The 25,239-nt window shown below is 46.1% G+C and carries 22 protein-coding genes; 10 read left to right on the top strand and 12 right to left on the bottom strand.

Going from position 1 to position 25,239, the window contains the following annotated elements:
* Positions 1 to 91: 91 nt before the first annotated feature.
* Entirely contained in the window at positions 92 to 1,132 is a 1,041-nt protein-coding gene (locus GVN20_RS13665; protein ID WP_206023268.1) for an oxidoreductase, read from the top strand.
* 65 nt (positions 1,133 to 1,197) lie between these two features.
* Here GVN20_RS13665 and GVN20_RS13660 read toward each other — a convergent pair whose 3' ends face one another.
* The gene (locus GVN20_RS13660) at positions 1,198 to 1,995 is read right to left on the bottom strand and encodes an SDR family oxidoreductase (RefSeq protein ID WP_206023267.1); all 798 of its coding nucleotides are present in this window, start codon (positions 1,993 to 1,995) and stop codon (positions 1,198 to 1,200) included.
* Between the two features lie 47 nt (positions 1,996 to 2,042).
* Here GVN20_RS13660 and GVN20_RS13655 point away from each other — a divergent pair, with 47 nt between their 5' ends.
* Together GVN20_RS13655 and GVN20_RS13650 are read left to right on the top strand one after the other, a co-directional pair.
* Positions 2,043 to 2,522 (top strand): response regulator transcription factor, encoded by a 480-nt coding sequence (locus GVN20_RS13655; RefSeq protein WP_229599068.1) that lies wholly within the window; start codon positions 2,043 to 2,045, stop codon positions 2,520 to 2,522.
* 123 nt (positions 2,523 to 2,645) lie between these two features.
* Positions 2,646 to 3,167, top strand: a complete 522-nt coding sequence (locus GVN20_RS13650; RefSeq protein ID WP_166558873.1) for a DUF4199 domain-containing protein — start codon at positions 2,646 to 2,648, stop codon at positions 3,165 to 3,167.
* An 84-nt stretch (positions 3,168 to 3,251) separates the two neighbouring features.
* Here GVN20_RS13650 and GVN20_RS13645 read toward each other — a convergent pair whose 3' ends face one another.
* From GVN20_RS13645 to GVN20_RS13605, 9 genes are all read right to left on the bottom strand, one after another.
* Positions 3,252 to 4,508 (bottom strand): lactate 2-monooxygenase, encoded by a 1,257-nt coding sequence (locus GVN20_RS13645; protein WP_166558872.1) that lies wholly within the window; start codon positions 4,506 to 4,508, stop codon positions 3,252 to 3,254.
* A 93-nt stretch (positions 4,509 to 4,601) separates the two neighbouring features.
* Positions 4,602 to 5,066 (bottom strand): DUF962 domain-containing protein, encoded by a 465-nt coding sequence (locus tag GVN20_RS13640; RefSeq protein ID WP_166558871.1) that lies wholly within the window; start codon positions 5,064 to 5,066, stop codon positions 4,602 to 4,604.
* A gap of 115 nt (positions 5,067 to 5,181) precedes the next feature.
* The gene (locus GVN20_RS13635; RefSeq protein WP_166558870.1) at positions 5,182 to 6,291 is read right to left on the bottom strand and encodes a C1 family peptidase; all 1,110 of its coding nucleotides are present in this window, start codon (positions 6,289 to 6,291) and stop codon (positions 5,182 to 5,184) included.
* Between the two features lie 128 nt (positions 6,292 to 6,419).
* Positions 6,420 to 8,780 (bottom strand): T9SS type A sorting domain-containing protein, encoded by a 2,361-nt coding sequence (locus GVN20_RS13630; RefSeq protein ID WP_166558869.1) that lies wholly within the window; start codon positions 8,778 to 8,780, stop codon positions 6,420 to 6,422.
* 215 nt (positions 8,781 to 8,995) lie between these two features.
* A complete protein-coding gene (locus GVN20_RS13625; RefSeq protein ID WP_166558868.1) occupies positions 8,996 to 9,781 on the bottom strand; it encodes an SDR family NAD(P)-dependent oxidoreductase in 786 nt (261 codons plus the stop codon).
* Between the two features lie 29 nt (positions 9,782 to 9,810).
* Positions 9,811 to 10,869, bottom strand: a complete 1,059-nt coding sequence (locus GVN20_RS13620) for a sugar phosphate isomerase/epimerase (RefSeq protein ID WP_166558867.1) — start codon at positions 10,867 to 10,869, stop codon at positions 9,811 to 9,813.
* A 107-nt stretch (positions 10,870 to 10,976) separates the two neighbouring features.
* Positions 10,977 to 13,553 carry a c-type cytochrome gene (locus GVN20_RS13615; RefSeq protein ID WP_409033839.1) on the bottom strand — a complete coding sequence of 859 codons (2,577 nt, stop codon included), beginning with the start codon at positions 13,551 to 13,553 and terminating at the stop codon, positions 10,977 to 10,979.
* Positions 13,554 to 13,739: 186 nt separating this feature from the next.
* Complete coding sequence (locus GVN20_RS13610; protein WP_114459469.1) at positions 13,740 to 14,114, bottom strand: RNA-binding protein; 375 nt, start codon at positions 14,112 to 14,114, stop codon at positions 13,740 to 13,742.
* A 371-nt stretch (positions 14,115 to 14,485) separates the two neighbouring features.
* Complete coding sequence (locus GVN20_RS13605; protein ID WP_166558866.1) at positions 14,486 to 15,238, bottom strand: DeoR/GlpR family DNA-binding transcription regulator; 753 nt, start codon at positions 15,236 to 15,238, stop codon at positions 14,486 to 14,488.
* A gap of 63 nt (positions 15,239 to 15,301) precedes the next feature.
* Here GVN20_RS13605 and nudK point away from each other — a divergent pair, with 63 nt between their 5' ends.
* The gene (gene nudK, locus GVN20_RS13600; RefSeq protein ID WP_166558865.1) at positions 15,302 to 15,883 is read left to right on the top strand and encodes a GDP-mannose pyrophosphatase NudK; all 582 of its coding nucleotides are present in this window, start codon (positions 15,302 to 15,304) and stop codon (positions 15,881 to 15,883) included.
* Positions 15,884 to 15,886: 3 nt separating this feature from the next.
* On the opposite strand, the gene GVN20_RS13595 is transcribed toward nudK, so the two are convergent.
* On the bottom strand, positions 15,887 to 16,729 hold the full coding sequence (locus tag GVN20_RS13595) for an N-acetylglucosamine kinase (protein ID WP_166558864.1): 843 nt from the start codon (positions 16,727 to 16,729) through the stop codon (positions 15,887 to 15,889).
* Positions 16,730 to 17,021: 292 nt separating this feature from the next.
* Here GVN20_RS13595 and lipB point away from each other — a divergent pair, with 292 nt between their 5' ends.
* The 3 genes from lipB to GVN20_RS13580 all read left to right on the top strand — a co-directional run bounded on the left by lipB (position 17,022) and on the right by GVN20_RS13580 (position 21,367).
* Positions 17,022 to 17,738, top strand: coding sequence for a lipoyl(octanoyl) transferase LipB (gene lipB, locus GVN20_RS13590; RefSeq protein WP_166558863.1), 717 nt, complete (start codon positions 17,022 to 17,024; stop codon positions 17,736 to 17,738).
* A 669-nt stretch (positions 17,739 to 18,407) separates the two neighbouring features.
* Entirely contained in the window at positions 18,408 to 20,312 is a 1,905-nt protein-coding gene (locus tag GVN20_RS13585) for an ATP-dependent DNA helicase RecQ (protein WP_166558862.1), read from the top strand.
* A 77-nt stretch (positions 20,313 to 20,389) separates the two neighbouring features.
* A complete protein-coding gene (locus GVN20_RS13580; RefSeq protein ID WP_166558861.1) occupies positions 20,390 to 21,367 on the top strand; it encodes a DUF2027 domain-containing protein in 978 nt (325 codons plus the stop codon).
* A 76-nt stretch (positions 21,368 to 21,443) separates the two neighbouring features.
* On the opposite strand, the gene GVN20_RS13575 is transcribed toward GVN20_RS13580, so the two are convergent.
* A complete protein-coding gene (locus GVN20_RS13575; protein WP_166558860.1) occupies positions 21,444 to 21,848 on the bottom strand; it encodes a hypothetical protein in 405 nt (134 codons plus the stop codon).
* A 290-nt stretch (positions 21,849 to 22,138) separates the two neighbouring features.
* On the opposite strand from GVN20_RS13575, the gene GVN20_RS13570 reads away from it, so the two are divergent.
* Genes GVN20_RS13570 through GVN20_RS13560 form a run of 3 tightly spaced genes read left to right on the top strand, consistent with a single transcriptional unit; the run spans position 22,139 to position 25,026 of the window.
* The gene (locus GVN20_RS13570) at positions 22,139 to 23,203 is read left to right on the top strand and encodes a sensor histidine kinase (RefSeq protein WP_166558859.1); all 1,065 of its coding nucleotides are present in this window, start codon (positions 22,139 to 22,141) and stop codon (positions 23,201 to 23,203) included.
* A gap of 31 nt (positions 23,204 to 23,234) precedes the next feature.
* Entirely contained in the window at positions 23,235 to 24,338 is a 1,104-nt protein-coding gene (locus GVN20_RS13565; RefSeq protein WP_166558858.1) for a sensor histidine kinase, read from the top strand.
* A complete protein-coding gene (locus GVN20_RS13560; RefSeq protein ID WP_166558857.1) occupies positions 24,310 to 25,026 on the top strand; it encodes a LytTR family DNA-binding domain-containing protein in 717 nt (238 codons plus the stop codon). The genes GVN20_RS13565 and GVN20_RS13560 overlap by 29 nt, the downstream gene beginning before the upstream one ends.
* The last annotated feature ends 213 nt before the right edge of the window (positions 25,027 to 25,239 follow it).

The raw sequence follows: 25,239 nt of genomic DNA, 5'->3' as shown, positions 1-25,239 counted from the left end.
TTTTGAAAGATTTACCCTTCATTTTTGGAGAATGCTTTCGTTATTTGCAAATCTGTTTTAGACCCCCTTACGTTACTCAAAACTTGTTATTATGTCTACTCCTTTAAATGTTGGTTTAATTGGCTTCGGGCTATCAGGGCGTTATTTTCACGCGCCGTTTTTGAAAGTCAACCCTCATTTCAAATTGACCAAAGTGGTGACGCGCAACGCCGCATCAGTTCACGAATTCGACCCCTCCATTGAGGTTATCAGCAGCACCGAAGCCCTTTTGGCCGACGATTCCATCGACCTTGTGTTTGTCTGTACCCCCAACGACCTCCATTTTCCCTACGCCAAGGCCGCTTTGGAAGCAGGCAAACACGTAGTCATTGAAAAACCATTCACCAATACAACCGCAGAAGCCGACGAACTGATTGCGCTGGCCGAACAGAAAAAATTGGTTGTAACGGCCTACCAAAACCGCCGTTGGGATGCTGATTTTTTGACCATCCAAAAACTGCTCAACGACGGAACGTTGGGAGAAGTGATTGAATTTGAAGGACATTTTGACCGTTTTCGCCCCGAGGTAGCCCAAGGAACATGGAAAGAAGTAGCCGCTGCAGGGGCAGGAACGCTATACAATTTAGGGCCTCATTTAATCGACCAAGCATTGGTGTTGTTTGGCACTCCCCAAAAAGTAACCACCACTATCAAAATCGTTCGTTCTGGTGGAGAAACCGACGATTATTTTGACATCCGGCTGGATTATGCCGACAAAAGCGTCATTCTTAAAGCAAGTTTAATGGTTTTTGAAAACAACTTACGCTATATCATTCACGGAACGAAGGGGAGCTTTATCAAATACGGGCTTGACATTCAGGAAGATACGTTGCGAAAAAACACCCTACCCAACACCCAAAACTGGGGAGAAGAACCCGAAAACCAGTGGGGAACATTATACACCGAAGCAGGAAAAGCAACCATCAAAACGTTACCAGGCCACTACACTCCTTTTTATGACAACATCTACGAAGCCATTGCCGAAGGCAAAGAGCTGATTGTGAAGCCGCAACACGCGCGCAATACCACCCGCGTGATGGAGTTAGCGATTGAAAGCAGTCGATTGGGAAAAACGATGGATTTTGAGGGATAAATAAGTAGTGGGGGCAGGTTGTAGGAGTGTGGTGCAGGTTGCTCACAACCTGCACCACTGTTTCATTAACCGTTGTCTGAAAACTCAGGATAGAGCATCATGCCGCCGTCTACGTAGAGGGTTTCTCCTGTGATATAATCAGAATCGTCAGAAGCCAGCCAAATGGCGGCCTTGGCCACATCTTCGGGTTGACCAATCCGACGGTAAGGAATCAGTTTCATTAACGCTTGCCTGTTTTCCTCCGACGACCACACGCTTTTGTTTATGGGGGTCTGAATCGCGCCCGGACTGATGGCATTAACGCGGATTTTGAGCGGGGCCAGCTCCTGCGCAATGGATTTCATAAACATCAACACTCCCCCTTTGGAGGCGGCATAGTTGATATGGCCTGCCCACGGAATCATGTCATGTACCGAACTCATGCAGATGATTTTGCCAATGGCTCCCGTGGTGGTTTTTCCTTCGGCTTGGGCCACAAAATGTCGGGCGGCTTCGCGGGCGCACAAAAACTGACCCGTCAGATTGATGTTTATGACGTTGTTCCATTGGTCGAGGGTCATGTTGAGGAAAGAGGCATCGTCCTGAATCCCGCTGTTGGCCACTAAAATATCCACTTGTCCAAACGCCTCAATGGCCTTTTCAAACATTTTGAGCACGTCGGCTTCTTTGCCCACGTTGGCTTTGACCGCGATGGCATCACCGCCTTCGGCTTTTATTTGTTTGACAACTTCCAAGGCTTTTGCCCGACTGCTGTTGTAATTGACAATTATGTTGGCTCCTTCTTTTCCGAAGGCAACTGCAATGGCACGGCCAATTCCCGAACTAGAGCCGGTAATAATGGCGGTTTGATGAGCTAATTTCATGCGAATAATGGAGAAGAAATTGAGTTGTTTGTCAATTTTAATCAATTTTGAGAAAAAGTCATGCCACCGCAGTCATTTGTTTTTTTGAAGGAATGAGAAAAACGTATCTTTTGTACGGACTTGGATTGGGTCTCCTGCTGATTGTGCTCAAACTCATCGAGTACCAATTTTTGGTGCGAATGCACATTTTTGAAATATACGGTGGATTGATTGCGGTTCTATTCATGGGAATCGGGGTTTGGGCGGGGCTTAAATTCACCCGCAAAGCCCCCGCTCCCATCATTGTTCAGGCACCACCGGTATTTGACGAAAATAAAATCAAGGAATTGGGAATCAGCAAACGGGAGTTGGAAGTGCTGGAATTGATTACGCAGGGATTGACCAATCAGGAAATTGCGGATAAACTGTTTGTTTCGCTCAACACCGTCAAAACACATTCAGCGAGGTTGTTTGAAAAGTTGGATGTAAACAGCCGCACCAAAGCCATCAACCGCGCCAAAGAATTGGGAATATTAAAGGTAAACTAAAGAATGATTTAAGGCTATTTCTAAAAAATCACCCAAAAGGATGACCGTCCGTTCTTGGCTTCAACCTTACTTTTGCACAGGGTTTCACCCCGTTTAACATTCACCTTTTCAAAACTACCAATTATGCAAAAGACAATTATTCGGTTCGGGCTTATTTCGGGCGCGGTTTCATCTGTTTTACTGGTTTTATTAACCACCATTGGCCGGGCCATTGGGTTTGAAACCTTTGCGGATTACGGCGTATGGTTTGGATTTACGTCCATTATTCTCTCTTTAACGTTGGTTTATTTCGGTATCAAATCATACCGCGACCAACACAGCGAAGGACGAATTACGTTTGGGAAGGCATTTCAAATCGGTATTTCAGTGACGGTTATTTCTTGCGTTTGTTACGCTTTGACGTGGTTGATTTTTTACTTCAATTTCTTTCCTACTTTTATGGAAGATTTTGGGGCCTATCATCTCCAAAAAATGAAAGAAGACGGTAAAAGCGCGGCTGAAATCGCCCAACAAGCCGCCGAAATTGCCAAGGCCAACGCCCAATATCAAAATCCGTTTTACAATTTTGCCGTCACCTTCATGGAGCCGTTTCCAGTAGGTTTGCTCATGACGCTGGTATCGGCATTGGCGCTGAAAAAGAATTAAAAGAAGATACTTTTACATTGCGTTCTGAGTCTAAAGTTTTTCGGTTTAAAATTTTTCAGTTTTGCAGTTTTACGGTTTACAACCCTACGTTTCCATCACGCTTTCTGGCACGATTTCATCAATGGAGCGACAACCCGCCAATGCCATTGTCAAATCAAAATCTGCGAGATAATTAGCCAAAACTTGCTGTACGCCTTCGCTGCCCCCCAAAGCCAGCCCGTACACGTAAGGCCGTCCCAAACAAATGGCAGTAGCGCCGAGCGCCAAAGCCTTAAAAATATCGGCCCCGCCGCGCACGCCGCTGTCCAACAATAAAGGAATACGTCCTTTGATTACTTCGGCGATGCGCGGCAACATATCCATCGTGCCCACTGCGCCGTCTACCTGACGACCGCCGTGGTTTGAAATGACCAAACCGTTGATACCATGATCCAAGGCTTTGAGGGCGTCGTCGGGATGAAGAATTCCTTTGAGCAAAATAGGTAGTTTAGTAATCTCGCGCAGATAGGCCAGGTTTTCCCACGTCAGCGAAGGGCGCGTATAAATATCAATAAATTTTTTGACCGCCTTGCGAGGATTGCCCGATTTGGTATTTTCTAAAAAGCTCCCTGGATAATGTCGGATAACGTTCCACAAGGTACGTATGGCGTCGTACGTTATCTTAGGTTTGGGCGCAGGCGTGGGGTCTGGTTCTCCCAACAATCGACGAAAAACGGGGTCGGAAGTATATTGGGCAATGCCCATTCCGCGCAGAAAAGGCAGATACGCCAACTCCAAATCTTGGGTACGCCAGCCTAGAAGGGTCGTGTCCAAAGTAACCACAATTGCTTCACAACCAGCACTTTCGGCACGTCGAACAAAACTCGCTACCAATTCGTCCGACTTGCTCCAATACAACTGAAACCACCGCGTTTGGTCGTCCATTGCCGCCGCGCAGACTTCCATTGGTACCGATGCCTGATTGGAAAAAATGTAAGGTATGTGCATGGCGGCGGCGGCTCGGGCTACGGCCAAATCTGCCTCAGGATGCGCCATTTCCAGCACGCCAATGGGAGCCAACAATAAGGGATACGGATGTTTTTTGCCGAATAATTCAATGCTCGTATCCCGCGCCGACACGTCGCGCAACATACGTGGAATGATGCGCCACCGCTCAAACGCCCGACGATTTTGGCGCATGGTATCCCCGTGACCCGCTCCCCCCACAATATACGCCGCTGCCTGTGGCGACAAAGCTTTTATCGCTTTGTTTTCCAGCCCCTGAGCGTCAACGGGAATGGAAGACACGATTCCAGAGGCTCCTTCAATGTATATTTTTTTCTGACGTTCAAAGGCATTCATAAGGCAGGGTAAATCAGTTGGTATTTTAGGTTTAGGAAAACAAAAAAGGTAATCGGCATTGCACCGATTACCCCCAAATTTGAGATAAAACTATCAATAAGGTATTCCCGCTTTTTTGTAGATAAAGTGCATTAACCAAGCGGGGCCAATCATCAAAAATTGTAAATCTTTAAAAAAAGAAGGCTTTTTTCCTTCCACTTTATGCCCCCAAAATTGACCAACCCAAGCAATTACAAAAATGCCCAACGAAACCTGCCATAGCGTCCAGCCTTGATTTTCAACTTGTTGGGCTAGAAAAAGGCACAAGCTCGTAAACAAAATCAACCCCACGGCCAAAGTAACGGATAAACGTATGTAATAAATCGTCACCAGTGCCAGTACGAGCATTGCTACATTGAGCGGTAGATTTTCGGCAATCAAAACGGGCAGTTTAATACTGTAAAGCAATCCTACCACGCTAAAAAAAATGGCAGGTACACAAATCCAGTGCACCAGTTTATTGGTAGGGTTCTGATGGCTTTCGCCGTATTCATTCAGCCAAGCATCAATGGTTCTCATAATTGTAAAAGGGTTGGTTTGACAAAGCGAAATCACAAACAAATCTCCTTAAAATTATATAAATAACCACAAAATGACAAACTGAAGTCTCAACCAACCCTTGTCAATGCTTGCGTTATTCGTTTTCTTCCTCTTCTTCGGCCCCAACTAGCGCGTATTCATAATCTCCGTCAATGGCGTATTCGTCGCAAAGCGCGTCCAAATCTGCCAAGAAATCTTCGTACACATCCGTCAGAATTTCAAAGTTGGTGATTTCGAGATACTCTACCCCGTCCTCATCTTCGATGGTTTCGTAGTCAAAATAAAACTCATCTTCCTCCGTAACGTACTCCTGACAAAGGGCTTCTAGCTGAACCGCAAAATCTTCGGGGTCTTCGACTTGAATGTAGAAATCCGTCAGGTAGGTCCGGTCTTCATCGTAGAAATTGGACTCCTCGCTGTCGTCAGAAATACCCTCGCTGTAATCCAAATTTTCTACGGCTTTCACAATCCATGAATCGTGTCCGTTGTAGTCTTCGTGCATGACATAATCGTACGGAATGTAGCAATAACCACCGTCGCCCCATCTTTCGCCCCACGAATTCCGAACGATAAACATTTTGTCGGGGTCAGAATAACCCACACAAAGCATGGCGTGCCAACCGTGCGTTTCCCGAACCTCATCAGAAGCTCTGGGCATAATTACGCGGCCTTTGTTGCGATTTGCGCTGTCAAAAGATTTAAAGGTATTGAGAGCAAACGCAATCGGGTAACCTTCTGCCAGGGTCTGCCGCCACAGATTTAGGTCTGTTTTGATGAATTCGGCTTCTACAATCCGGAAATTAGAACCGTGATTGTAGGAATCTTCATCTGGTTCTTCAGTGATCCTATCTTCATCGTTGGGCCAATAATCTTCTGAACAAGCACCGTACTCTTTTAGTCCTTCGATGGCATTGACCATCATCGAGCCATTGTCTTCGTCTTGTTCCCCCGCAAAATACCGGGCATTGTAGTAAATAAACAAGCGACTTACGTCCGAAGAATCCCCGAGGGTACGCTTGGCCAAATACTCGTATGCTCCCGCAAAGGAGTTGGCCACGCAACTATTTCCCACCTGCATTTCGACCGAAGTCATAAATTTTCGCAAATCGACTTTGGGCGGGAGATTAATGTTTTTTTTGATTTTTTTTTGGGTTACATCGTCTGGCATTTTGCCAATACGATAACCACCTATTCGGTCAGCCATTGCAATAAAAAGTTAAAGGTTTAGGAAACAGGGTTTTTCATATTGCGAATAAAACAAAAAGAGCTGAATCTTGCGAATCAGCCCCCAAATAACTAACAAACAGGTATATTTTCTTCACTTATTTAGCCTCAATTAATGATGATTAATCGTTTTTTAATCTCCTCATTGCCAACTTTCACCCGTATCCAATACAAACCAGGAGTAGCGTCTGCTTGATAATGCCCCGCACGCCCCTGCAAAGGCCATGAACGCCCCGTGGCGTCAAGCATTTCTACAAAAGGCTGTTGGCTCTGCGGTGGTAGCGTCAATTGAAACCTACCATTCGTGGGATTGGGGTAAACATTTACCAAATTAGTCAACGTAGGTTCTACACTAAGCGGCTGTAAAATCGTAACTCCCAACGTTTGGGAAGTATTACGACAGCCGTCTTTGGTTACTCTTACGGCGTAGTTTCCACTTTCTCCCGCTTCATACACCGCGCTGGTTTCTCTTGTGATTTCTATACCATCTTTCAACCATTGATAGGTTAATCCTGCCCCTTCGTTGGCTTTCAATTTGGCCTTCAGTGGGGCATAAATCGGCCCAGTCACTTCGGGCGTAACGGTGGCTTCTATGGCAGGTTTTATTTCAACGACGGGCGATAACGAAGAAACCCCACAAACCGTATCCCTCACCAAAACGCGGTAGGTTCCCGTCGCGGTGGCGTCAAAAGTGGACTGGAGGGCACTGGGTAGAATTTGCCCGTTGCGCTGCCATTGGTAGGATAAAAAATGGAGCGAATCGGGATTCGCAGTCAAAGGTAGCTTTTGTCCTTCGCAGAGGGTCGATGCCGTTGATTGAAGCATGGCGGTAAGATTCTCGTAGCAAGGCCTCGTGATTTTAGTGACGGAGGTGACATGCGAAAAGTTATCCCAATTTCCCATCGTCGCGTTAGGATTCAGGGTGATCAACATTTGGGTAATCAGATATTCGCCTTTTTGGTCGTTGGAGGGATACGTGCCCGCCAGCATTCGAGCCTGTCGGGTGGAATCTTGTACGGGTAGCTTAACTGGCAATGCCCAAATCAACCGCCCAGTCGATGAAAATTTTGAAATACGGTATTTGTTAACTACGTCTAAACCAGCCAATTTCAAGAAACTTGCTGCATTTTCATTCTTTGCAGAAATGGTCTCGGTCAAAAGCAGCGTTCCGTCACGGTCAAAACTTAAAATGGCATAGGAGGTAGGCCGTTCTACCGTCCAAGCGAGTTCTCCTTCGGGATTGACCGCGTAGACTTTCTGAGACGTAGTAAAATAAATCCATCCCTGATTATTTTCCACAAAATGAATAATTTTATCGGAGAAAATCGGACTTCCACTTGGCGTAAGCAGAAACAATTTGTAATCGTTGTAATAGTGCGAATATCCCAAGATTCTGCCGTTGGAATAAACCTTTAATTTGTTCAAATAGGAAGGACCCAAAAACCGCCACTGCGGCAAACCAGTACTATCAAATTTGATGAGCTCAGGAATGGCGTAGTTTTTACGAAAAAGCAAAAATCCGTGGTCGGGCGTACTTTGAAAGGCAACATTATTGAGGTTATAGAAAGGCGACAATTTTAGGGAAAGCGTCTTGGCTTTTTTTCCTTCTCTATCAAATTTTAGCAGATTTCCTGTCGAATCTTTTACCGTCAATACTACGTAGCGAGATTGTGCATCCTGACCCACAATTTTGGTTGTATAAACACTTGAATCGGCCAAAACACTCCATTTTTCGCGCCCAGCACTATCTACCAACACGAGATTTTTGGTGGTAGCCAAAAGGAGTGAAAAGTCAGTTTTAGAACGAATCTCTCTCTTAGCAATGTAGGCCGCGGTCTTATCATTCCCCAAAAAAGGCTCATCAGATGCGGTAGGTTTATATGAAGAGTCCTGCCAACGAAACAACTCTGAACGCATCGCATATTTCCAGGCAACTTGCCCATTCTTGCCCACACTTACGATACTATCGGGGATAAAAGCCCCATTTTCATGCAACGAAATCAAGAATTCTCCGTTGGAAGTGGGCGTTAGTGCTCCGACTTTCAGAGGATTTTCGGCACGATTAAAAACGGCTTTCACATCGCTGTTGGGGTCATAAACGGTTGAGGTATAATAAATTTTATTGGTTTGAGAATCAATAAAATTCCCAGTTTCTACAAAATACCCATTGATAAAAGGCTGATAATCAAAATTATTGTTAAGTGAGTAGCGGCTATCCTTTTTAAAAGTACTGTCCCTAAAAATGGTCCGATTCACGACGGTTGTACTGCATTTCAGGACACACAGGCGATACGGAAAACTAAAGAGGATTGAACCGTTGGGCGTTTGATGACTGAAAGGCCATCCAATGGCTAGCTCACCATTTAACGAGGAGCCTACCGATTTCTCCCACTGAGTACGGTAGCCTAACTGGGCTTGGCTAGGTAGCCAAACGGCGGTTATAATCATTAAAATAAATACTTTTTTCATAGCTATTTTCAAACTTTAGGTACGTCTAATCAGTGTGGGGTAATGAATATACTTATAACGGTTATATCGCTACAATTTACATAAATCAGGGTTTGACATTACAACGATTTAAGTGATTGTTCTCATTGTCTAATAAAAATGGCCCTACGAATATTTTATCCGAAGGGCCACAGCCAAACTAGGTATAAAAACCGAGCTTTTTGGGTACTTATGGCTTACTTTGCTGTCCAACCGCCATCTACGGTAAGCATCGAGCCAACCATGTACGTGGCAGCATCGCTGGCCAGAAATATCGCGGCCCCTTGAATCTCCCGCAGCAACCCCCAACGCCCCAGCGCGGTTGCACCCACAATAAACTTTTTAGATTCTTCCGTATCAGCAATGGGTAAGTTCATTTCGGTCAAAAAAGGGCCTGGACAAATGGCATTTACGTTGATATTGAAAGGCGCCAACTCCAACGCAAGCGCCCGGGTCATTTGCACCACCGCGCCTTTGCTCGACGTGTATGGCGTTCGGTTGGCCAAGCCCACAATTCCCAAAGTACTGGCCATATTGATAATACTACCACGCTTGTTTTGTTTCATGTACGGAACCACCGCCCGGCAGCACAACCACGTACCGTTGACGTTGACATCCATTACTTTTTTAAAATCTTCGGGTGTTACTTCGTCAATGGCGCCCCTAATATTGATACCAGCGCTGTTGATTAAAATATCAATGCGGCCAAAGGCGTCCATCGTGGCTTTGGCCATTGCTTCGGTTTGGGTCAAATCGGTCGTATCGGCGCTGAAAGAGAGGGCTTTGACCCCAAATTCTTCGCTAATTTCCCGTGCTGTTTGAGCACCTTCTTCTGCATTTCGGTTAACAATCATCACTTTGGCTCCCGCCGAGGCGAGTCCAGCGGCCATCGCCTGTCCTAGTCCTTTCGAACCTCCAGTAATGATGGCGGCTTTTCCTGTCAAGTCAAATTGTTTGATTCCGGGGAATGTTTCTCTATCCATTTGGGTGCAATTCAGGGGTAATTTTTTGGTTATTTAAGGCCTAATTTTTCTTTACTGTATTTCAAACTTTCCAATATATTATTTTCTTCTACTGCCAGCCGTTCCTCGGGCGTTAGTTGTGATACCCTCGGTAGCGCCGAAGCGTACTTGTTTTTTTTGACCATCTGAAGCGTTTGGGCAAATTCAGCCCCCGAAATACCCTCGAACGTGGCCCAATAATCCGAATTTAAACACGGAATCATCAGCGGGTCGCGGGTAATCATTTCTAAACTGAACGTGACATTAGGGTTGTGTTGCTGGCAAATACCCACCAGTTTGGGCAAATCCAATATTCCTTTCCCCAAGGGCACTTCTGACAATAAAAACCCTTCGGCGTATTCTTCCACGGCCATGTCTTTGATGTGCGTACTGAAAAGATACGGGGCCAACGCCTGCACTACCTCGGTGGGGTCTTCCAATAAGGCAATGTTATTGCCAAAATCTAAGGTTGCGCCAATCCATTCGCTGTTTATCTGCTTCAACGCCGCCACCAGTTCCTTCGCCCGCCAATCTTTGTGGTTTTCGACCGCTAGTTTGACTTTGTATTTGCGGAGAATCGGCTCGGCCAATTGTAGAGAAACCAACGAGCTTTTCTTAAAATCTTGAAAGGCCGCCGCCGAATGAAACACCTCATAGCGCCGCCCACCCGAACAGACCGTGCGGAGGATTTGTGCACCCGCCTCCCGGGCATTCTTCACTTCATTCTCAAACGCAGCCACATCTTCTGGCTTTTTGGGCAAACCAATGGACCCTTCTACGTAAAGTTCTAATTTCTCCCTTTTGTCGCGGACCTTTTGGGCAAAATCAAGACTCCAATCTTTCACCACTACCTGTATGCCCCCTGCGCCTATTTGATGGCAATGTTCCAGTAAATCAACCGCATTTTGAAATCCTGGGTATTTAGCACTTTGAACTTTAGAGTTCCATCGGCTCGCGTACGAATGCACCACAATACCCATACGGGTAGAGGCCATTGGCCAAGGAAATTCAGGCAACGAAAGCGCCGTGAAACCCAAAGCAGTCTTTTGTATAAATTGGCGTCTTTTCATTGATATTGGTCACGATTTGTAAATGACGACGAATTTTAAAATTCTTAACTCTTACTTCTGATTTCTTACCTCCTTTTCCCATCTCAACTTCTCGCTCCTGACTCCTCCTACTTCGTATCTGCCACATACTGATTCAATTCTTTGGCCGTCCAAGGCACTACTCTTCCCTGCGAAGTATGTCTGGTTTTACCGACAATTCCCTTGCTTACGGGCCCTGCATTGTTGCCCCATTCGTTGCGGATATACATCAATATTGCCATAATGGCCCCGTCGTCCATTGTAGAATGCGAAGGCATAACGGGCAGAATATCAGGCACGTCATAGAGCTTTCCTGCCACATCAAGTGGGCCTTCCATGCCATGCAATACAATGAGTGCCAGCCGTTTTTCATCACCCAACACCCACGAAGATTCTACCAGCGGCGGACCAAAACGGCTGAGTCCTGCCCCGTCACTGCCGTGGCAACCCGCACAGGTAGTGAGATAATGTTGACGCCCCAGCGCAAACTGTTGCTGCTGTTCATCATTCAACAAACTCTGCTGAACTTGGCTCGCCTGAGCCACGTGGCCAGGCCATTCAAACAACGCCGAAGCGGTTTGAAGCCGCGTTTTTTGGAGAGGCTCCCAGTCGGTACGGGCAAACAGCGTAGGTGCTGACGAAAGCTGAATGGGCTTAAGTTTGCGGTTTTTACCCTGAATAGACATGGCGGTAAGCATCGTTTTTTGCTGCCAACCAAACGACGCTTTGTCGACATCCAGCATCGCTAACAGCGCCGACATCTCCTTGGCATCCCGTTTACGAACAACGGCCGTCGTCAGCATTTCTAGAAATATTTCTTTCTCTGGTTGCGACGTTTTCCATTGAGGTGATTTTAATAATGATGCTAAAAAGTTAAATTCACGGTTGTATAAACTACTCATGACCGCATCGCGCACCAGCGGAAAAGTGATATTTTTCGTTAAAATTCTCGCCAACAAGGATTGAGCTGCGTCGGGTTCAAGAACGTACGCAGAAAGGGCCATTTGAAGTACCTGTTCGGGGGCCGCGTTCACCTCTATCTGCCCGATAATTTGCTGTAATTTCACGCGTACTGTCGCGTCTTTCTTCGCAAAAGGCTCCAATAAACGAAGCGCATTGGCGCTAACCAAAGGATTTTTATCCACCAATAATGTAAAAAGTAAGTCGGCGGAAGTGGAATGAAGGCCTTCAAGCGTCCATAAAGCATGAAAACGAGCTAAGTGATTGGTTCTGTTTAGTACCAAATTCGTCAATAACGGAATGCATTGTTTATCATTTCGCTCAACGAGCAAACGTTGCGCCATGTCTCGTTGCCACCCTTCGGTATGCGACAGCACCGCTACCAACTCCGCCGAAGATGCCTTCGATAACTTACGCGGCTTGGTGGGTTTCCAGTCGGCTGGAACGATCCGCCAAATACGCCCCCGATTGATGGGTTGCATCAATTTTCGGGTAAGGGTTTGCTCTTTTAAATAGGGAGTTACGTAGGCCCCGTGCTGAATGAGTCCACGGTACATATCAGCTACGTACAAGGCTCCGTCGGGTCCAGTCGTCAAAGCTACTGGGCGAAAGCGCTCGTCGGTCGAAGCCAAAAATTCTTTGCCTGGGTGAGGGTCGCGAGCCGATACCATAAAGCCCGTTTTGTCTACCGCATTGCGTTTGATGAGATTGCCCGCAGGCTCACACACAAATACATTTCCGTTGTATTCTTTTGGGAAAACACTGCCCCTGAGCACCAACGGAGAACACGCGGCCGTAAACTCCAGCAATCGTCCCGAAGCATCTAATGTGCCAGGAATATACCCCCGATTGACGGCGGGATTGGGCCGTATGGGATAAATCCGACGGTCAATCGTAAATCCGTGGTCAATACCCGTAGTAGGTGTATGGTTTTTATTGCGCGAAAGGTAATTGGGCGGCACCAAATCTCCGTGGAGCTGCGACCAATTATAATTATAATAAAGACGCCCTTCATCATCATGGCTCATGCCCCATTGTCCCCGAAATTCGGTACTATCGCGCCGCCATTTGCCATCCTCAAGCCGATACCGTAAGCGCGATTTGGCATTATAAATCCAATTGTCAGTGTTGAGCATCAGCCCATTGTCTGTATGTTCGGGCAAGCCATTGCGGGCGTAGGTAGAATCTATGAGTATTTTGGATTCGGCTTTTAGGTTTCCATCCACGTCTTTCGCAAACCACAGGGAATTATTGGCGGCTACGAGCGCACCGCCTTTGACCAGCGCGATGGCCCGGGGCATCACCAATCCATCCAAAAAAACGGTACTGTGGTCCATTGTTCCGTCGCCGTTTTTATCTTCGAGCACCGAAATCCGTCCCACGGGTTTTTCCTCACCTTCTCCGTCGATGGTGGGCATAAACCCCCTCATTTCGACTACCCAAAGCCGCCCGTCTTCATCAAAAGTAACCACCACGGGTGCCTGAATCATTGGTTCGGCTGCCACTAACTGTATTTTAAAACCCGGTTCAAGCTGGAAGGTCAGTTTCTCTTCGGCAGGCGTTTTGGCGGGAGAAGGCCCGTCCTTTTGTTGGGTCGACAACAGAGCAAATATGCTCATACCCCCTGCCAATCCGACACAAATAATCCCTCTTGAATACGTCCAAAATTTCCTGTATAATTTAGCTTTGAGGTTAAAATGAGTCATTAGAAAGGTGTTTTTAAGTAGCTGACCTTGCTATTGACTTTACAAGAATAAATTGAACAATTTTTACTGAATCAATTTTAAGAAGTAAGGGAGAGCCAAAACTCCTACTTACATTTCCCCATATAAAACAAATAAAAAAAGCCGATTCTTTCGAATCGGCTCCCTACAGAAATCATGTAGTTATTATTACCAACGTTTCTTGAAATCGTTGTCACGGCCACCACCGCCACCGCCATAGCCGCCACGGCTTCCGCCGCCACTGCCACCACGATTGCCGCCGCCGCCAAAACCACCACCGCCACCAGTGCGAGGACGATCTTCACGGGGACGTGCTTCGTTTACAACGAGCACTTTACCCATAAAATCAAATTCATTCAACTGTGAAATGGCTTGCTTAGCCTCGTCGTCATTAGGCATTTCGACAAAAGCGAAACCCCGGCTCTTACCCGTAAACTTGTCCATGATAATGCGGGCAGAAGATACCTCGCCAAATTCCTCGAATAATTCGCGTAATTCGTCATCGTTCGCCTTGAACGGGACGTTTGCTACATAAATGTTCATTTGTTTGATCAGTAAAAACGTTTGGTGCGCTACGGACGGCCTTCGATCTAAACTCCGTCCGACAGATGACAAGTACGCAGCAATGCGGTCGAGAGAAACAGAGAAACTTCCAATAGCGAGACAAAGGTAAAAACTAATTTTCTCATTTTTTATATCCCTTCCAAGGATTTTACAGAAATTTCTCAGAAAAGCGCAACCCCAAAGTGATTTTTTCCGTACATACTTTTTGTAAGGCTGAGGGAGCTTGGACTTACAGGGCATGTTTGCCTTTATTATTTGAGGAACGCACACGCTCAAGTCGGGGACAGCAACTGCCGTCCTCGACTTTTTTTTGTTTTTTGGGGAATAAACAAAGTGTTTTCCGCCGTTATTTATTGATTTAAAACCCGCAAACCCGCGTTTTTAAACCCCTCTATTCTGCCTTCGTCCTGCTCATCGGTCACCAATACATCTACCAATTGAAGGGGTGCAAAGGTCAGGTATCGGTTTCGGCCCAACTTGGTAGAATCACACAACAGGTAAGTTACAAGGGCATTGGCAGCCATTGCTTTGGTCATTTCAGCCTCTTTTTCGCTTCCAGCACTCAGGCCGTTCTCGGCTGAAATGCCATCTACTCCCAGAAAGGCTTTGTTGGCACGGTACCGTTGAATGTGCTCGGTAGCCATGACTCCATGAACAGCCTGACGCTCATTGTCCAATTCTCCACCAATCAAATTGATGGAAACTTCCGTATTCATCAGCTCATACACCACGGGCAGAGAATTGGTAATGACCTTTATTTTTTTGTTTTTGATGAACGGGCAAAGCCGAAAAACGGTACTGCCACAATCCATAAAAATCACCTCTCCGTCGTGGATTTCAGCTGCTGCCAAACGACAGATATGCTCCTTTTTTTCGGCATTGACCCCTGATTTTTGCGCAAAACTGACGGGTGGGTTCACCAGACTCAATTTCATGGCTCCGCCGTGGGTGCGGTAAATGAGGCCATCGGCCGCCATTTGCCCCAAATCGCGCCTTATCGTAATCTCCGAAGTATCAATCAATTGCGCCAATTCCTTGACTTCTGCCTCTCCTTTTTCTTCAACGATTTTTAAAATGATTTGCTTTCTGCTTTGATAACTCATCTTAACTTATTTATTTTGCTCAAAAATAATCAAATTCAATCAAAAACAATCAAATTGGTAGCCATGAATAATCCAAACGTTAAAATCATTGAAGAAAAACTGCTTTCAGACAATTGGTATACCCTCAAAAAAATCACCTTTGATTACCGAAATCCTGCGGGGCAATGGTCCCAACAATCACGGGAAGCTTACGACCGGGGCAACGGCGCTGTGATTCTTCTTTACAACCGTGAAAGCCAAACCGTGATTCTTACCCAACAATTCAGAATGCCAACCTACGTCAACGGTAATGAGACGGGTATGTTAATTGAGGCTTGTGCGGGATTGCTCGACAAAGATAACGCCGAAGATTGTATTAGAAGAGAGACCGAAGAAGAAACGGGCTACCGAATTACGCAGGTGAAGAAAATTTTTGAAGCCTACATGTCGCCTGGTTCTGTGACCGAAATTCTTTATTTTTTCGTGGCCGAATACCACAAAGACATGAAAGTCAACGAGGGCGGCGGAGCCGAACATGAGCAGGAAAACATACAGGTGCTGGAGCTTTCCTTCCAACAGGCGCTCCAAATGATAGAAACGGGCGAAATCAAAGACGGAAAAACGATTATGCTCCTTCAATACGCCCAGATTCACGGACTTTTATAAAATTTACTGCGGCCGATGGTAGAGCGCCAAACCTGCTATGGGCGTTTCCATGATGTGCCCCACCACAATGCCTTTTTCGGCGGCAGCCCGGCGCAGAATATCGCTGTAATAAAAAGCTACAGAGCCCACAAAATGAGCTTTATATTTTTGATAATCAGGAAGTTTGCAGACGTATTTTGTCAAAAATTCAATAAACGCATCATACACCAATTTGTACGCAAACGGGTGACTGCGATTGTCGAACAAAAACTTAGAAAAAGTAGCAAAGTAGCGATTGGGAAACGACTTTTTATAGGCATTTTCCAACACGATTTCACGATTTAGCCCGTAGCGCTTGGCGAATTTTTCTGCCAAGTCTTCGGGCATTTCTTTTTGTAAAAACGCCGTCACGAGGGTTTTGCCCAAATATCCGCCGCTGCCTTCGTCGCCGAGCCAAAAGCCCAGAGAGGGGATTTTATCGGCAATGTCGCGCCCATCGTACAGACAGTTGTTGGAGCCCGTACCTAAGATACAGGCAATGCCCGCTTCGTGTCCGCAAAGCCCCCGCGCCGCGCCGAGCATATCACTATCTACTTCGATGGTTTTAGCCGTTGGAAAAACCGCCTGTAAACCACGTCGAACAATGGCGCAGGGCTCTTCCCCTGCACAACCCGTGCCGTAAAAATGAATTTCGGTCACTTCACCGTCGACCGCAGGCAGTAAGTTTTGGGTCAATTCGGCCGCAATGGATTCAGATGTTTGGTAATACGGGCTCAACCCTATCGTTTTTGCCTGTTGAATTCCTCCCTGAGGATTGATGATACGCCAATCGGTTTTGGTCGCGCCGCTATCTGCTATTAGAATCATAATTTTTCAGTCATCCTTTTTCACTCGCATTTTTTGTCATTCCGTAGAAATCTAATGACAGATAAAATGCACTGCAATAATAGCGCATTCAAAAGGCCCTTAGCAGGGTGACAAAATGGTATTTTTATATTAGGATAAATTCTTAAATGTAAACACACTTAGCCACACTCTGAGTAACGAACCAACTGCATAAAAAATTCGTATTGTTGGTCAGGCACTTGAATGGTTATTTGACGCATGGCCGTAAGTGTTTCGACAAAGTTAGGTAATTTCGCCTTTTCATTAGTGATGTATGAACACCGTATTGAATAAAAAAGTCCGTTTTGAGAAATTAAACCTGATTGATTACCAGCAGGCTTGGGACTATCAGGAGAAGCTTTTGGCCGAAAATGTAGGCATCAAAGCCCACAATCGGAATGCCCCCGCCGACCAACAACGCAGCACCACCAATCACCTGCTTTTCTGTCAGCATCCGCATGTCTACACGCTAGGAAAAAGCGGACATCCCGACAATTTATTGGTTGATGCAACGCAATTAGCTGAAATAGAGGCCACTTACTATAAAATCAATCGCGGTGGTGATATTACCTACCACGGCCCGGGCCAATTGGTCGGCTATCCGATTCTGGACTTAGAGAATTTCTTCACCGATATTCACCGCTACATGCGTACGCTGGAAGAAGCCATCATCTTGACCTGCGCCGACTACGGCCTGTCGGCTGGGCGCATCGACGGACTGACGGGCGTGTGGCTGGATTTTGAAACCCTACAAAACCCGCGCAAGATATGCGCCATGGGTGTTAAATGCAGTCGTTGGGTCACGATGCACGGTTTTGCGTTTAATGTCAACACCGATTTATCGTATTTTGGGCACATCGTCCCCTGCGGCATCACCGACAAAGCCGTGACCTCTCTGCAACAAGAATTCGGCCGCGAACTCCCGATGGCTGAAGTGGAAGAAAAGGTAAAAGGGCATTTGGCGGAGTTGTTTGGGATGGAGTGGGTATAATGGGGGCCGTTTTGGGAATTCTTTAGCCATAAAAATTGGGCGGAGACAACACTGCCAAGGGCTGAATTTCTTAATTTCACTGAAAATACATTTTCACCCATTTTGCCTTTGTGGGTGTTTTTCACTCACAATTTTTACAATGCCTGATTTTCTCTGATTATGATGGATATTTTCTATCAATAACTTTATCAAACAAAATTGGGCAGTGACCTCACCTCTATTTTCTTTCAATATATGCCAAAATAGCACCAATATCTTCTATTGAATCGGGGTCATGATTGTTAAATCATCATATTGCTTATTACTATAGTCTATCACAGCACAATAAAGTTGTTGACTTTCGGCATTATCATTTTCTATGTACTCATAGAATGAAAAAATCATCAAAAATATAGCAAGTATTGTTAGGATTATACACCACCTAAGCAAGCTAACAATGATGATTATCTGATTTTTATCCATTTTTGCCGTTGTGGGTGTTTTTCACCCACAATTTTTATAGTGCCCGAATTTCTCCAACTATCCTAAGTATTTCCTAAGCATAACTTTATCAAAAAGGCTTAGCGGAGCAAACACCACCAAGGGCTTGCCCATTTTCTTTCAGCAACATTATAAAATTTTATTTACTTCCCCAACCATTACCTTTGCGTTTCATTTGAGTACCTGTCCATGATTCACGAGATTCTTAAACAATACTGGGGATACGACCAATTTCGTCCTTTACAGGAAGAAATTATTCAGTCTGTGCTGGCCAAGCGAGATACCTTGGCCCTGCTGCCCACGGGCGGCGGAAAGTCGTTGTGCTTTCAGATTCCCGCCTTGGCTATGGAGGGCGTTTGCATTGTGGTTACCCCGTTGATTGCCCTCATGAAAGACCAGGTGGAGCAACTGCGGCGGCGTAACATCATGGCCGCCGCCATTTATTCGGGCATGAACTGGCACGAAATCGATATTGTGCTCGACAACTGCATCCACGGAACCACCAAGTTTTTGTACGTTTCGCCCGAGCGGCTCCGGGCCGATATTTTTTTGACGCGGGCCAAGATGATGAAAATCAACTTGCTCGCCATCGATGAAGCGCACTGTATCTCACAATGGGGTTACGATTTTCGACCTTCTTACCTGCAAATTGCCGAATTCCACGCCCTGATTCCGGGCGTGCCCATTATCGCCCTCACTGCCTCGGCCACCGAGCCCGTAAAGTTGGATATTTGCGAAAAGCTACAAATGCGCGAACCTGCCGTTTTTCAGGCAACGTTTGCGCGCTCCAATCTGTCGTATTCGGCTTTTTTTGAGGAAAACAAAGACTCTCGCCTCGTCCGGATTTTGCAGAATGTGCCCGGTTCGGCCATCATTTACGTACGCAACCGCCGACGCACCAAAGAAGTGGCGGATTGGCTGAACCGACAGGGTATTCGGGCGGAATTTTACCACGCGGGCATCCCCACCAAACAGCGCGGCGAAAAACAGGAGGCTTGGATTCGCAACCGCGTGCGGGTCATGGTGGCCACCAATGCCTTTGGCATGGGCATCGACAAACCCGACGTGCGGGTGGTGATTCACATCGACCTGCCCGACAACCTCGAAGCTTACTACCAAGAAGCGGGGCGCGCGGGACGCGATGGCCAAAAAGCCTACGCCGTGGCGCTGTATTCGCCCAAAGACCTGAACGAACTTGTGCGCAATGTGGAGCAAAAATACCCGCCCATTGAGCTAGTTCGGCGGGTGTATCAGGCGTTGGCTAATTTTTACCGCGTGCCCGTGGGTGGCGGAGAACTGGAGTATTTCGACTTTGATTTACAGACTTTTACAGGGACGTTTGGCTTGCCCGCCTCCGAAACCCACTACGCCATCAAATTGCTGGAAGAAGAAGGTTTTTTGCAATTGAGCGACGCGTACAACAGCTCGTCCAAGATTCACATTGTGGTCGACAATCGCGCGCTGTATGACCTTCAGCTCAAGTATCCGCAGTACGATAGCTTCATCAAATTGCTGCTGCGAATGTACGGCGGCGAAATTTTCACGCAGTTTGTCAACATTTCCGAAAGCGTTATCGCACAAAAACACTACATCATGGAACCCGACGTGGTGAAAATGTTGCAGAGTTTGCATGATTTGGGCGTTTTGGTGTACGAAAAGCAGCGCGACAAGCCACAATTAAGCTTCCTCACGCCTCGCTACGACGCCGACATGCTGCCCATCAATGCCTTGGCGATTCAGGAAAAACACCGGGCCGACCTTGAGCGTATCGAGGCCGTTGCTAATTATGTGCAGCATTCCACCCGCTGCCGCACTCAGTTGTTGCAACAGTATTTTGGAGAACACACCGACGAACGTTGCGGAATTTGTGATAATTGTTTGGCCAAAAAGAAAAAAACACCCTCCAATCCCGAAAACGGTAAGCTCAAAGCGGAGATTTTACGGTTGCTGAATTTAAGCCCACTTACGCCCCAACAGTTGGTGGCGTCGTTTGGCATTAAAAACGAACAGGCGGCCATTGACACCATTCGGGAACTATTAGAGGATGAAGTGGTTGTCTATGAAGGAGAAGGCACATTGCGACTGCGTCAGTAGCGAATATTCACGCAAAGGCGCAGAGAAACCTCCTTACACCTTAATTATTTTTTACAAGAAATAAGTACCATACCCAAATGAACATAGGCGATAAAGTCAGATTAGTCCATTCCAAAGAGGAAGGCATCATTACGCGTTTTTTGCAAAACGATGTGGTGGAGATTGAAATTGAAGAAGGGTTCCGTTTGCCAGTCCTCAAACGAGAGCTGGCCGTGGTGTCGGCGGTAGAAGGTCAGTTTTTTCGCGGACAAAAAGTCAGTCCGACTGTCGAAAAGTCATCAGAATCACGACCGACGGGCATCAAGGCTGAAAAAGGCATTTTTATGGCGTTTGTACCGCTCAACGACCGCGAAATTGCGTTGCATTTGGTCAACAATACCGACTGGGACCTTCCCTACGCACTTACGATGCCCACCGAGCGCCACCAACGCGGTCTTTCGGGCGGGGTGATGAAAGCCAAAACCAGCGTAAAAGTGCAAGATTTGTTAATCAAGGACTTTGACGAGTGGGGCACGTTTGTGTTCAATTGCCTGTATTACACCGTTGGTTTTGCCCCCGAGCGTGCGCCGTTTAGCAAGCGGGTGAAGTTTCGGGCCAACACGTTTTTTAAAAATAAACGCAAAGCTCCGCTCCTCGACAAAGACGCGTATCTGTATCAACTCGACAGCGATGAAAAGGAAAAATCTGACCAACCGCTGAACGCGCAGGCGCTGAAAGAAAAGATGTTTGAGAAAAATGAGCCTGATACACCGCTTCCAACAAAAGTAGAACGCCCAGCGGCGGTCATTGATTTGCACATCGAAAAGCTTACCCGCGATTTTATGACGCTGAGCAATTCACAAATGGTTGAAATTCAGCTAAAAACTTTTGAGCAACAACTCGAAAAAGCCATCGCCAGCGGCATGGACGAGATTACGTTCATCCACGGCGTAGGCAACGGCGTACTCCGCACTGAGCTGCACCGCCGCATGAGCAAACACAAAAACGTGAAGTTTTTTGAGGATGCCCAAAAGGAGAAGTTTGGGTACGGGGCTACCAAAGTGAAGATTAAATAACATTTTATAAAATGATGTAGAAGGCTTGCTGAGATATTCAGCAAGCCTTGCTGTATTACCAAACCTATGATGAAAATTAATGTGCGGCCACTAAATTCTGGGCCGTAAGCGGAATACCCAAGGTCGTTACTTCTTTTCTGAAGGTCTTGGTTGCGGTATGTTCTCGGTCGCACACCACGATGCTGTATTTTCCTGCGGGCAATTGACTCAGATCAAAACGAACCAGTTTTTGGTATTCATACTTGCTCATTTTTTGACTGGCAAGCACCGTCCCCGAATGGTCAACCATGATGATTCTCACGGTACTAGCCAAGTCTTTATTGACGTGGACCTTTATAATGGAGGTTCCTTCCACCGACGTTGTGAGGGTCTGAAAGGTGGGCGTTTCAATACCAGCCCACTTGGGCGACTCCTGGGCCTGGGCAATGGCCGACACACCTAAAACAAGCGAAGTTGCAATTATTTGGCAGATCGTTTTCATAGCAGGGTAAGTTAATTTTCGAAAAAAAAGAACACTTTAAATTGCAAAATATCCTAATTCGCTACCAGCTTATTCGCCCAAGTAGGGATATTTATCGCTACAAGACTTGTTGAGAATTACGAACAACTTTAAGCGACGGTCAATGCCGTTTAGCGACGAAAAAGCGTCGTTCAGCGATAATTGAAGCTTTTCGTTGATGTTTCATTGCTTTTTCATTAAATTACCTTTCATATCAGTTGATTTTGCCCTGATTTATTCAGCCCTTCAAACGCTTAAGGCGATAGATTCCCATGAATTTATTAGAAGACAATCCGAGTCATCCTTGGCAAAATTGGCTACTGAGGCACGTCGCTTTCTGGATTATTTTTAATACCATCATCTCCGTTGGGGTCGGTTATAATCATAATTTTCCATTGATTCTAAGTATTCAAAATACCTTGGTATGGATGCCTTATCAAATATTTATGGCCTATGTGTTGCTGTACGGCATTATTCCTTGGTTTTTCAAAAAGCGCCACAAAACCGCCCTTATCCTTCTGATTATCTGGCTGTTGCTGGGATTGTTAGGCAATTTTCTCTTTCGCTATTTTGTCTTTATTCCTTTCCGAACCCGTGCCATGCCCGTTCCCGAACATTCAACCTACCGTGTAGCCTTTACCGTTAATAGTTATATGCTGACCAACGCGATTGCTTTTGTGGCAGCGATTCCTAAAATACTGCGCTACCAATACCAAAAGGAACGCGCCAACCAACAACTCACCCACGAAACCCGCACCATTGAACTGCAACTCCTCAAATCGCAGGTGCACCCGCATTTTTTATTCAATACGCTCAATAACCTCTATTCGCTCACGCAAAAACAGTCGAGCACAGCCTCCGAAATTGTGCTCAAACTCTCGGGATTACTTCACTATATGCTTTATGAATGCAACGCTCCTGAAGTGCCTCTGACCAAAGAAATAGCGGTTCTCCAAGACTATATCGCACTCGAACGCCTGCGGTACGGACCAAGGCTGACCATTAAAACCCAGTTTTTGGGTGATTTAGCCGACCAGAAAATTGCGCCCTTGTTGTTGATTCCTTTTGTAGAAAATGCCTTTAAGCACGGAGCCGCCGAACAGGTAAGCCAAGCCTACATTGACCTTCATCTGATTGTCAAAGAGAAATTTCTGTTTTTCGAACTTGTAAACAGCCAAAATGACCCCAGCAATGAGCCTCACAACAACAATATCGGGGGTATCGGCCTCAAAAACGTCAAAAAAAGATTAGATTTAATTTACCGACAGCAGTACGAGCTAAAAGTTGATTCTCAAAGTGAAAAATTTACCGTGTGGCTCCGGATAGCCCTTACCTAAACCGTTGTAACATTGCTACCAACTAACGTCTATGCAAACGTTATTTCAACAAAGCCGACTCTTTCGACATGGCCTTTTTTGGGGTAGTATTTTTACATTTATTTTGTTGCTACAACTCATCTCCCCAGGTAGCGACGATTACGCTTGGCAAGAAATTTTTAATGGCTTACTTTTTTCCCAATTCCCCGTTTTTCTCCTCTACACTTACATTTTCCTCTACGTAGTTCTGCCTTTCTTTACCAATCGAAAATTTGTCACGGGCGTAGCGATGCTCATTGCGTTAATTTATTTGACGGCCTTGTTTACCCTGATTTTTAGAGAACTTTATCAAAGCACCATTCACCCCCTTTTGGTTGGGCAACCTACCCGACCTTTTTGTAGCTGTATTTTTGAAGAATCGGCCTTTCGGCAGCAGCTGGCTTACTATTTTGTTTTCGTCGGGATGTTTGCAGGTGGGCTCAAAATACTCCAGCATTGGCTGCGGATGCAGGCCGAAAGCGAACGACTAGCCACCGAAAAAATAACGGCCGAACTACAATTGCTAAAAGCCCAAATCAATCCCGATTTTCTGTTCAATACCCTAAATCACCTCCATACACTCACGCTCCTAAAATCGAAAAAATCGCCCGAAGTGGTGCTGCATCTTTCCCATTTTCTGAGCTACCTCCTCTACGATAGCCAAAAGGAGGAAGTGTTGCTCCCAAAAGAAATTGAGATGATTCATAACTACGTGTATTTGGCCAAAACCCACGCGCAAAACAACTTAGAAGTCTCGCTCAACTTCGCGGGCGAAATCGACGAAAAATACATCCCCCCCCTGCTGTTGCTGCCTTTCGTGGAAAACGCCTTCAAAGAAGATACGTCGCTGGAACAGGCTTGGGTAAGTATTGATTTAAGGGTTACAGAGGGGTGGTTGAAGTTTAAAATTATCCACGGCACACCGCCCCATGCCACACCCGAACTCATGTTTCAAAACGTCATCAAACGACTTGACTCGCTTTATCCAGCGCACTATACCCTAAAAATACTGCCCGAAGAAGAATTGTTTTTGGTAAAGCTCGAAATCGCCCTCAACGAACATACCCCTCCTAAACACCCCTACTACCATGAAAATGAATTGCCTGTTGGTCGATGATGAACCCGAGGCCTTAGCGGTACTCGAATCATACGTCAGATTGGTCGAAAATTTGGAATTGGTGGGTAAATGCGAAAACGCAATCCACGCTTTTAGCCTGTTGCAGGATAAACAAATTGACGTGCTGTTTCTGGACATCAAAATGCCACAACTACTCGGAACCGACTTTGTGCGCAGTCTGCGGCATCCCCCCAAAATTATCTTCACTACCGCCTACCGCGAGTACGCCGTAGATGGTTTTGACTTGGATGTCACGGATTATCTGCTCAAACCCATTTCTTTCGACCGTTTTTTAAAGGCCGTGGCCAAACTGACAAAGTCTGACAACAACGGCAGCATCGACCCCGAAAAAATGGCATATCAGCCCAATAAAGACGCTTTTTTATACTTTCGCGCCGACCGAAAAATGATAAAAGTATTCACAAACGACATTTTGTACGTAGAAAGCCTGAAAGATTACGTCAAAATCACTACCACCAATTCCAATTCTTTGGTTGTAAAACAGGCCATCAGTTCGTTGGAAGAAATACTGCCCGAAAGCCATTTCGTCAGGATTCACCGCTCTTATCTGGTCGCCATCGACAAAATAAAAACCTATACTTCCTCCCATATCGAGATTGGCGGCACCGAACTGCCCATCGGGCGGCTGTTTCAGAAGGGAGTGGAACGGGCCTTAAAAATAGTTTGATACCACACCAATCCAGTATTCTCTGCCGATTGGTCGTTCCAGTTCCCCAAAAATTGCCAAAGTCGTCGGAAATACGGTTTGACTTTCTGCCAAATTGTCACTTTTAAGCCCCAAATTTTGGCTGGCACGCTCATTGTGTAATGATGACCGTACAGATTGAAAAAGTAAACATTCAATCTCCTATTCATTCACAACAGCGGCCAACCGCTTAAT

The organism is Runella sp. CRIBMP, assembly GCF_009905605.1.
Taxonomy (GTDB): Bacteria; Bacteroidota; Bacteroidia; order Cytophagales; family Spirosomataceae; genus Runella.
The sequence above is the reverse complement of the archived record's forward strand: the minus strand, read 5'-3'. Positions and strand labels throughout refer to the sequence as shown.

Excerpts from the sequence above, each read along its gene's own strand:
- GVN20_RS13665 (WP_206023268.1), top strand. The coding sequence starts at position 92 with ATGTCTACTCCTTTAAATGTTGGTTTAATTGGCTTCGGGCTATCAGGG.
- GVN20_RS13660 (WP_206023267.1), bottom strand. The coding sequence starts at position 1,995 with ATGAAATTAGCTCATCAAACCGCCATTATTACCGGCTCTAGTTCGGGA.
- GVN20_RS13650 (WP_166558873.1), top strand. The coding sequence starts at position 2,646 with ATGCAAAAGACAATTATTCGGTTCGGGCTTATTTCGGGCGCGGTTTCA.
- GVN20_RS13645 (WP_166558872.1), bottom strand. The coding sequence starts at position 4,508 with ATGAATGCCTTTGAACGTCAGAAAAAAATATACATTGAAGGAGCCTCT.
- GVN20_RS13640 (WP_166558871.1), bottom strand. The coding sequence starts at position 5,066 with ATGAGAACCATTGATGCTTGGCTGAATGAATACGGCGAAAGCCATCAG.
- GVN20_RS13635 (WP_166558870.1), bottom strand. The coding sequence starts at position 6,291 with ATGGCTGACCGAATAGGTGGTTATCGTATTGGCAAAATGCCAGACGAT.
- GVN20_RS13630 (WP_166558869.1), bottom strand. The coding sequence starts at position 8,780 with ATGAAAAAAGTATTTATTTTAATGATTATAACCGCCGTTTGGCTACCT.
- GVN20_RS13625 (WP_166558868.1), bottom strand. The coding sequence starts at position 9,781 with ATGGATAGAGAAACATTCCCCGGAATCAAACAATTTGACTTGACAGGA.
- GVN20_RS13620 (WP_166558867.1), bottom strand. The coding sequence starts at position 10,869 with ATGAAAAGACGCCAATTTATACAAAAGACTGCTTTGGGTTTCACGGCG.
- GVN20_RS13615 (WP_409033839.1), bottom strand. The coding sequence starts at position 13,553 with ATGACTCATTTTAACCTCAAAGCTAAATTATACAGGAAATTTTGGACG.
- GVN20_RS13610 (WP_114459469.1), bottom strand. The coding sequence starts at position 14,114 with ATGAACATTTATGTAGCAAACGTCCCGTTCAAGGCGAACGATGACGAA.
- GVN20_RS13605 (WP_166558866.1), bottom strand. The coding sequence starts at position 15,238 with ATGAGTTATCAAAGCAGAAAGCAAATCATTTTAAAAATCGTTGAAGAA.
- nudK (WP_166558865.1), top strand. The coding sequence starts at position 15,302 with ATGAATAATCCAAACGTTAAAATCATTGAAGAAAAACTGCTTTCAGAC.
- GVN20_RS13595 (WP_166558864.1), bottom strand. The coding sequence starts at position 16,729 with ATGATTCTAATAGCAGATAGCGGCGCGACCAAAACCGATTGGCGTATC.
- lipB (WP_166558863.1), top strand. The coding sequence starts at position 17,022 with ATGAACACCGTATTGAATAAAAAAGTCCGTTTTGAGAAATTAAACCTG.
- GVN20_RS13585 (WP_166558862.1), top strand. The coding sequence starts at position 18,408 with ATGATTCACGAGATTCTTAAACAATACTGGGGATACGACCAATTTCGT.
- GVN20_RS13580 (WP_166558861.1), top strand. The coding sequence starts at position 20,390 with ATGAACATAGGCGATAAAGTCAGATTAGTCCATTCCAAAGAGGAAGGC.
- GVN20_RS13575 (WP_166558860.1), bottom strand. The coding sequence starts at position 21,848 with ATGAAAACGATCTGCCAAATAATTGCAACTTCGCTTGTTTTAGGTGTG.
- GVN20_RS13570 (WP_166558859.1), top strand. The coding sequence starts at position 22,139 with ATGAATTTATTAGAAGACAATCCGAGTCATCCTTGGCAAAATTGGCTA.
- GVN20_RS13565 (WP_166558858.1), top strand. The coding sequence starts at position 23,235 with ATGCAAACGTTATTTCAACAAAGCCGACTCTTTCGACATGGCCTTTTT.
- GVN20_RS13560 (WP_166558857.1), top strand. The coding sequence starts at position 24,310 with ATGAAAATGAATTGCCTGTTGGTCGATGATGAACCCGAGGCCTTAGCG.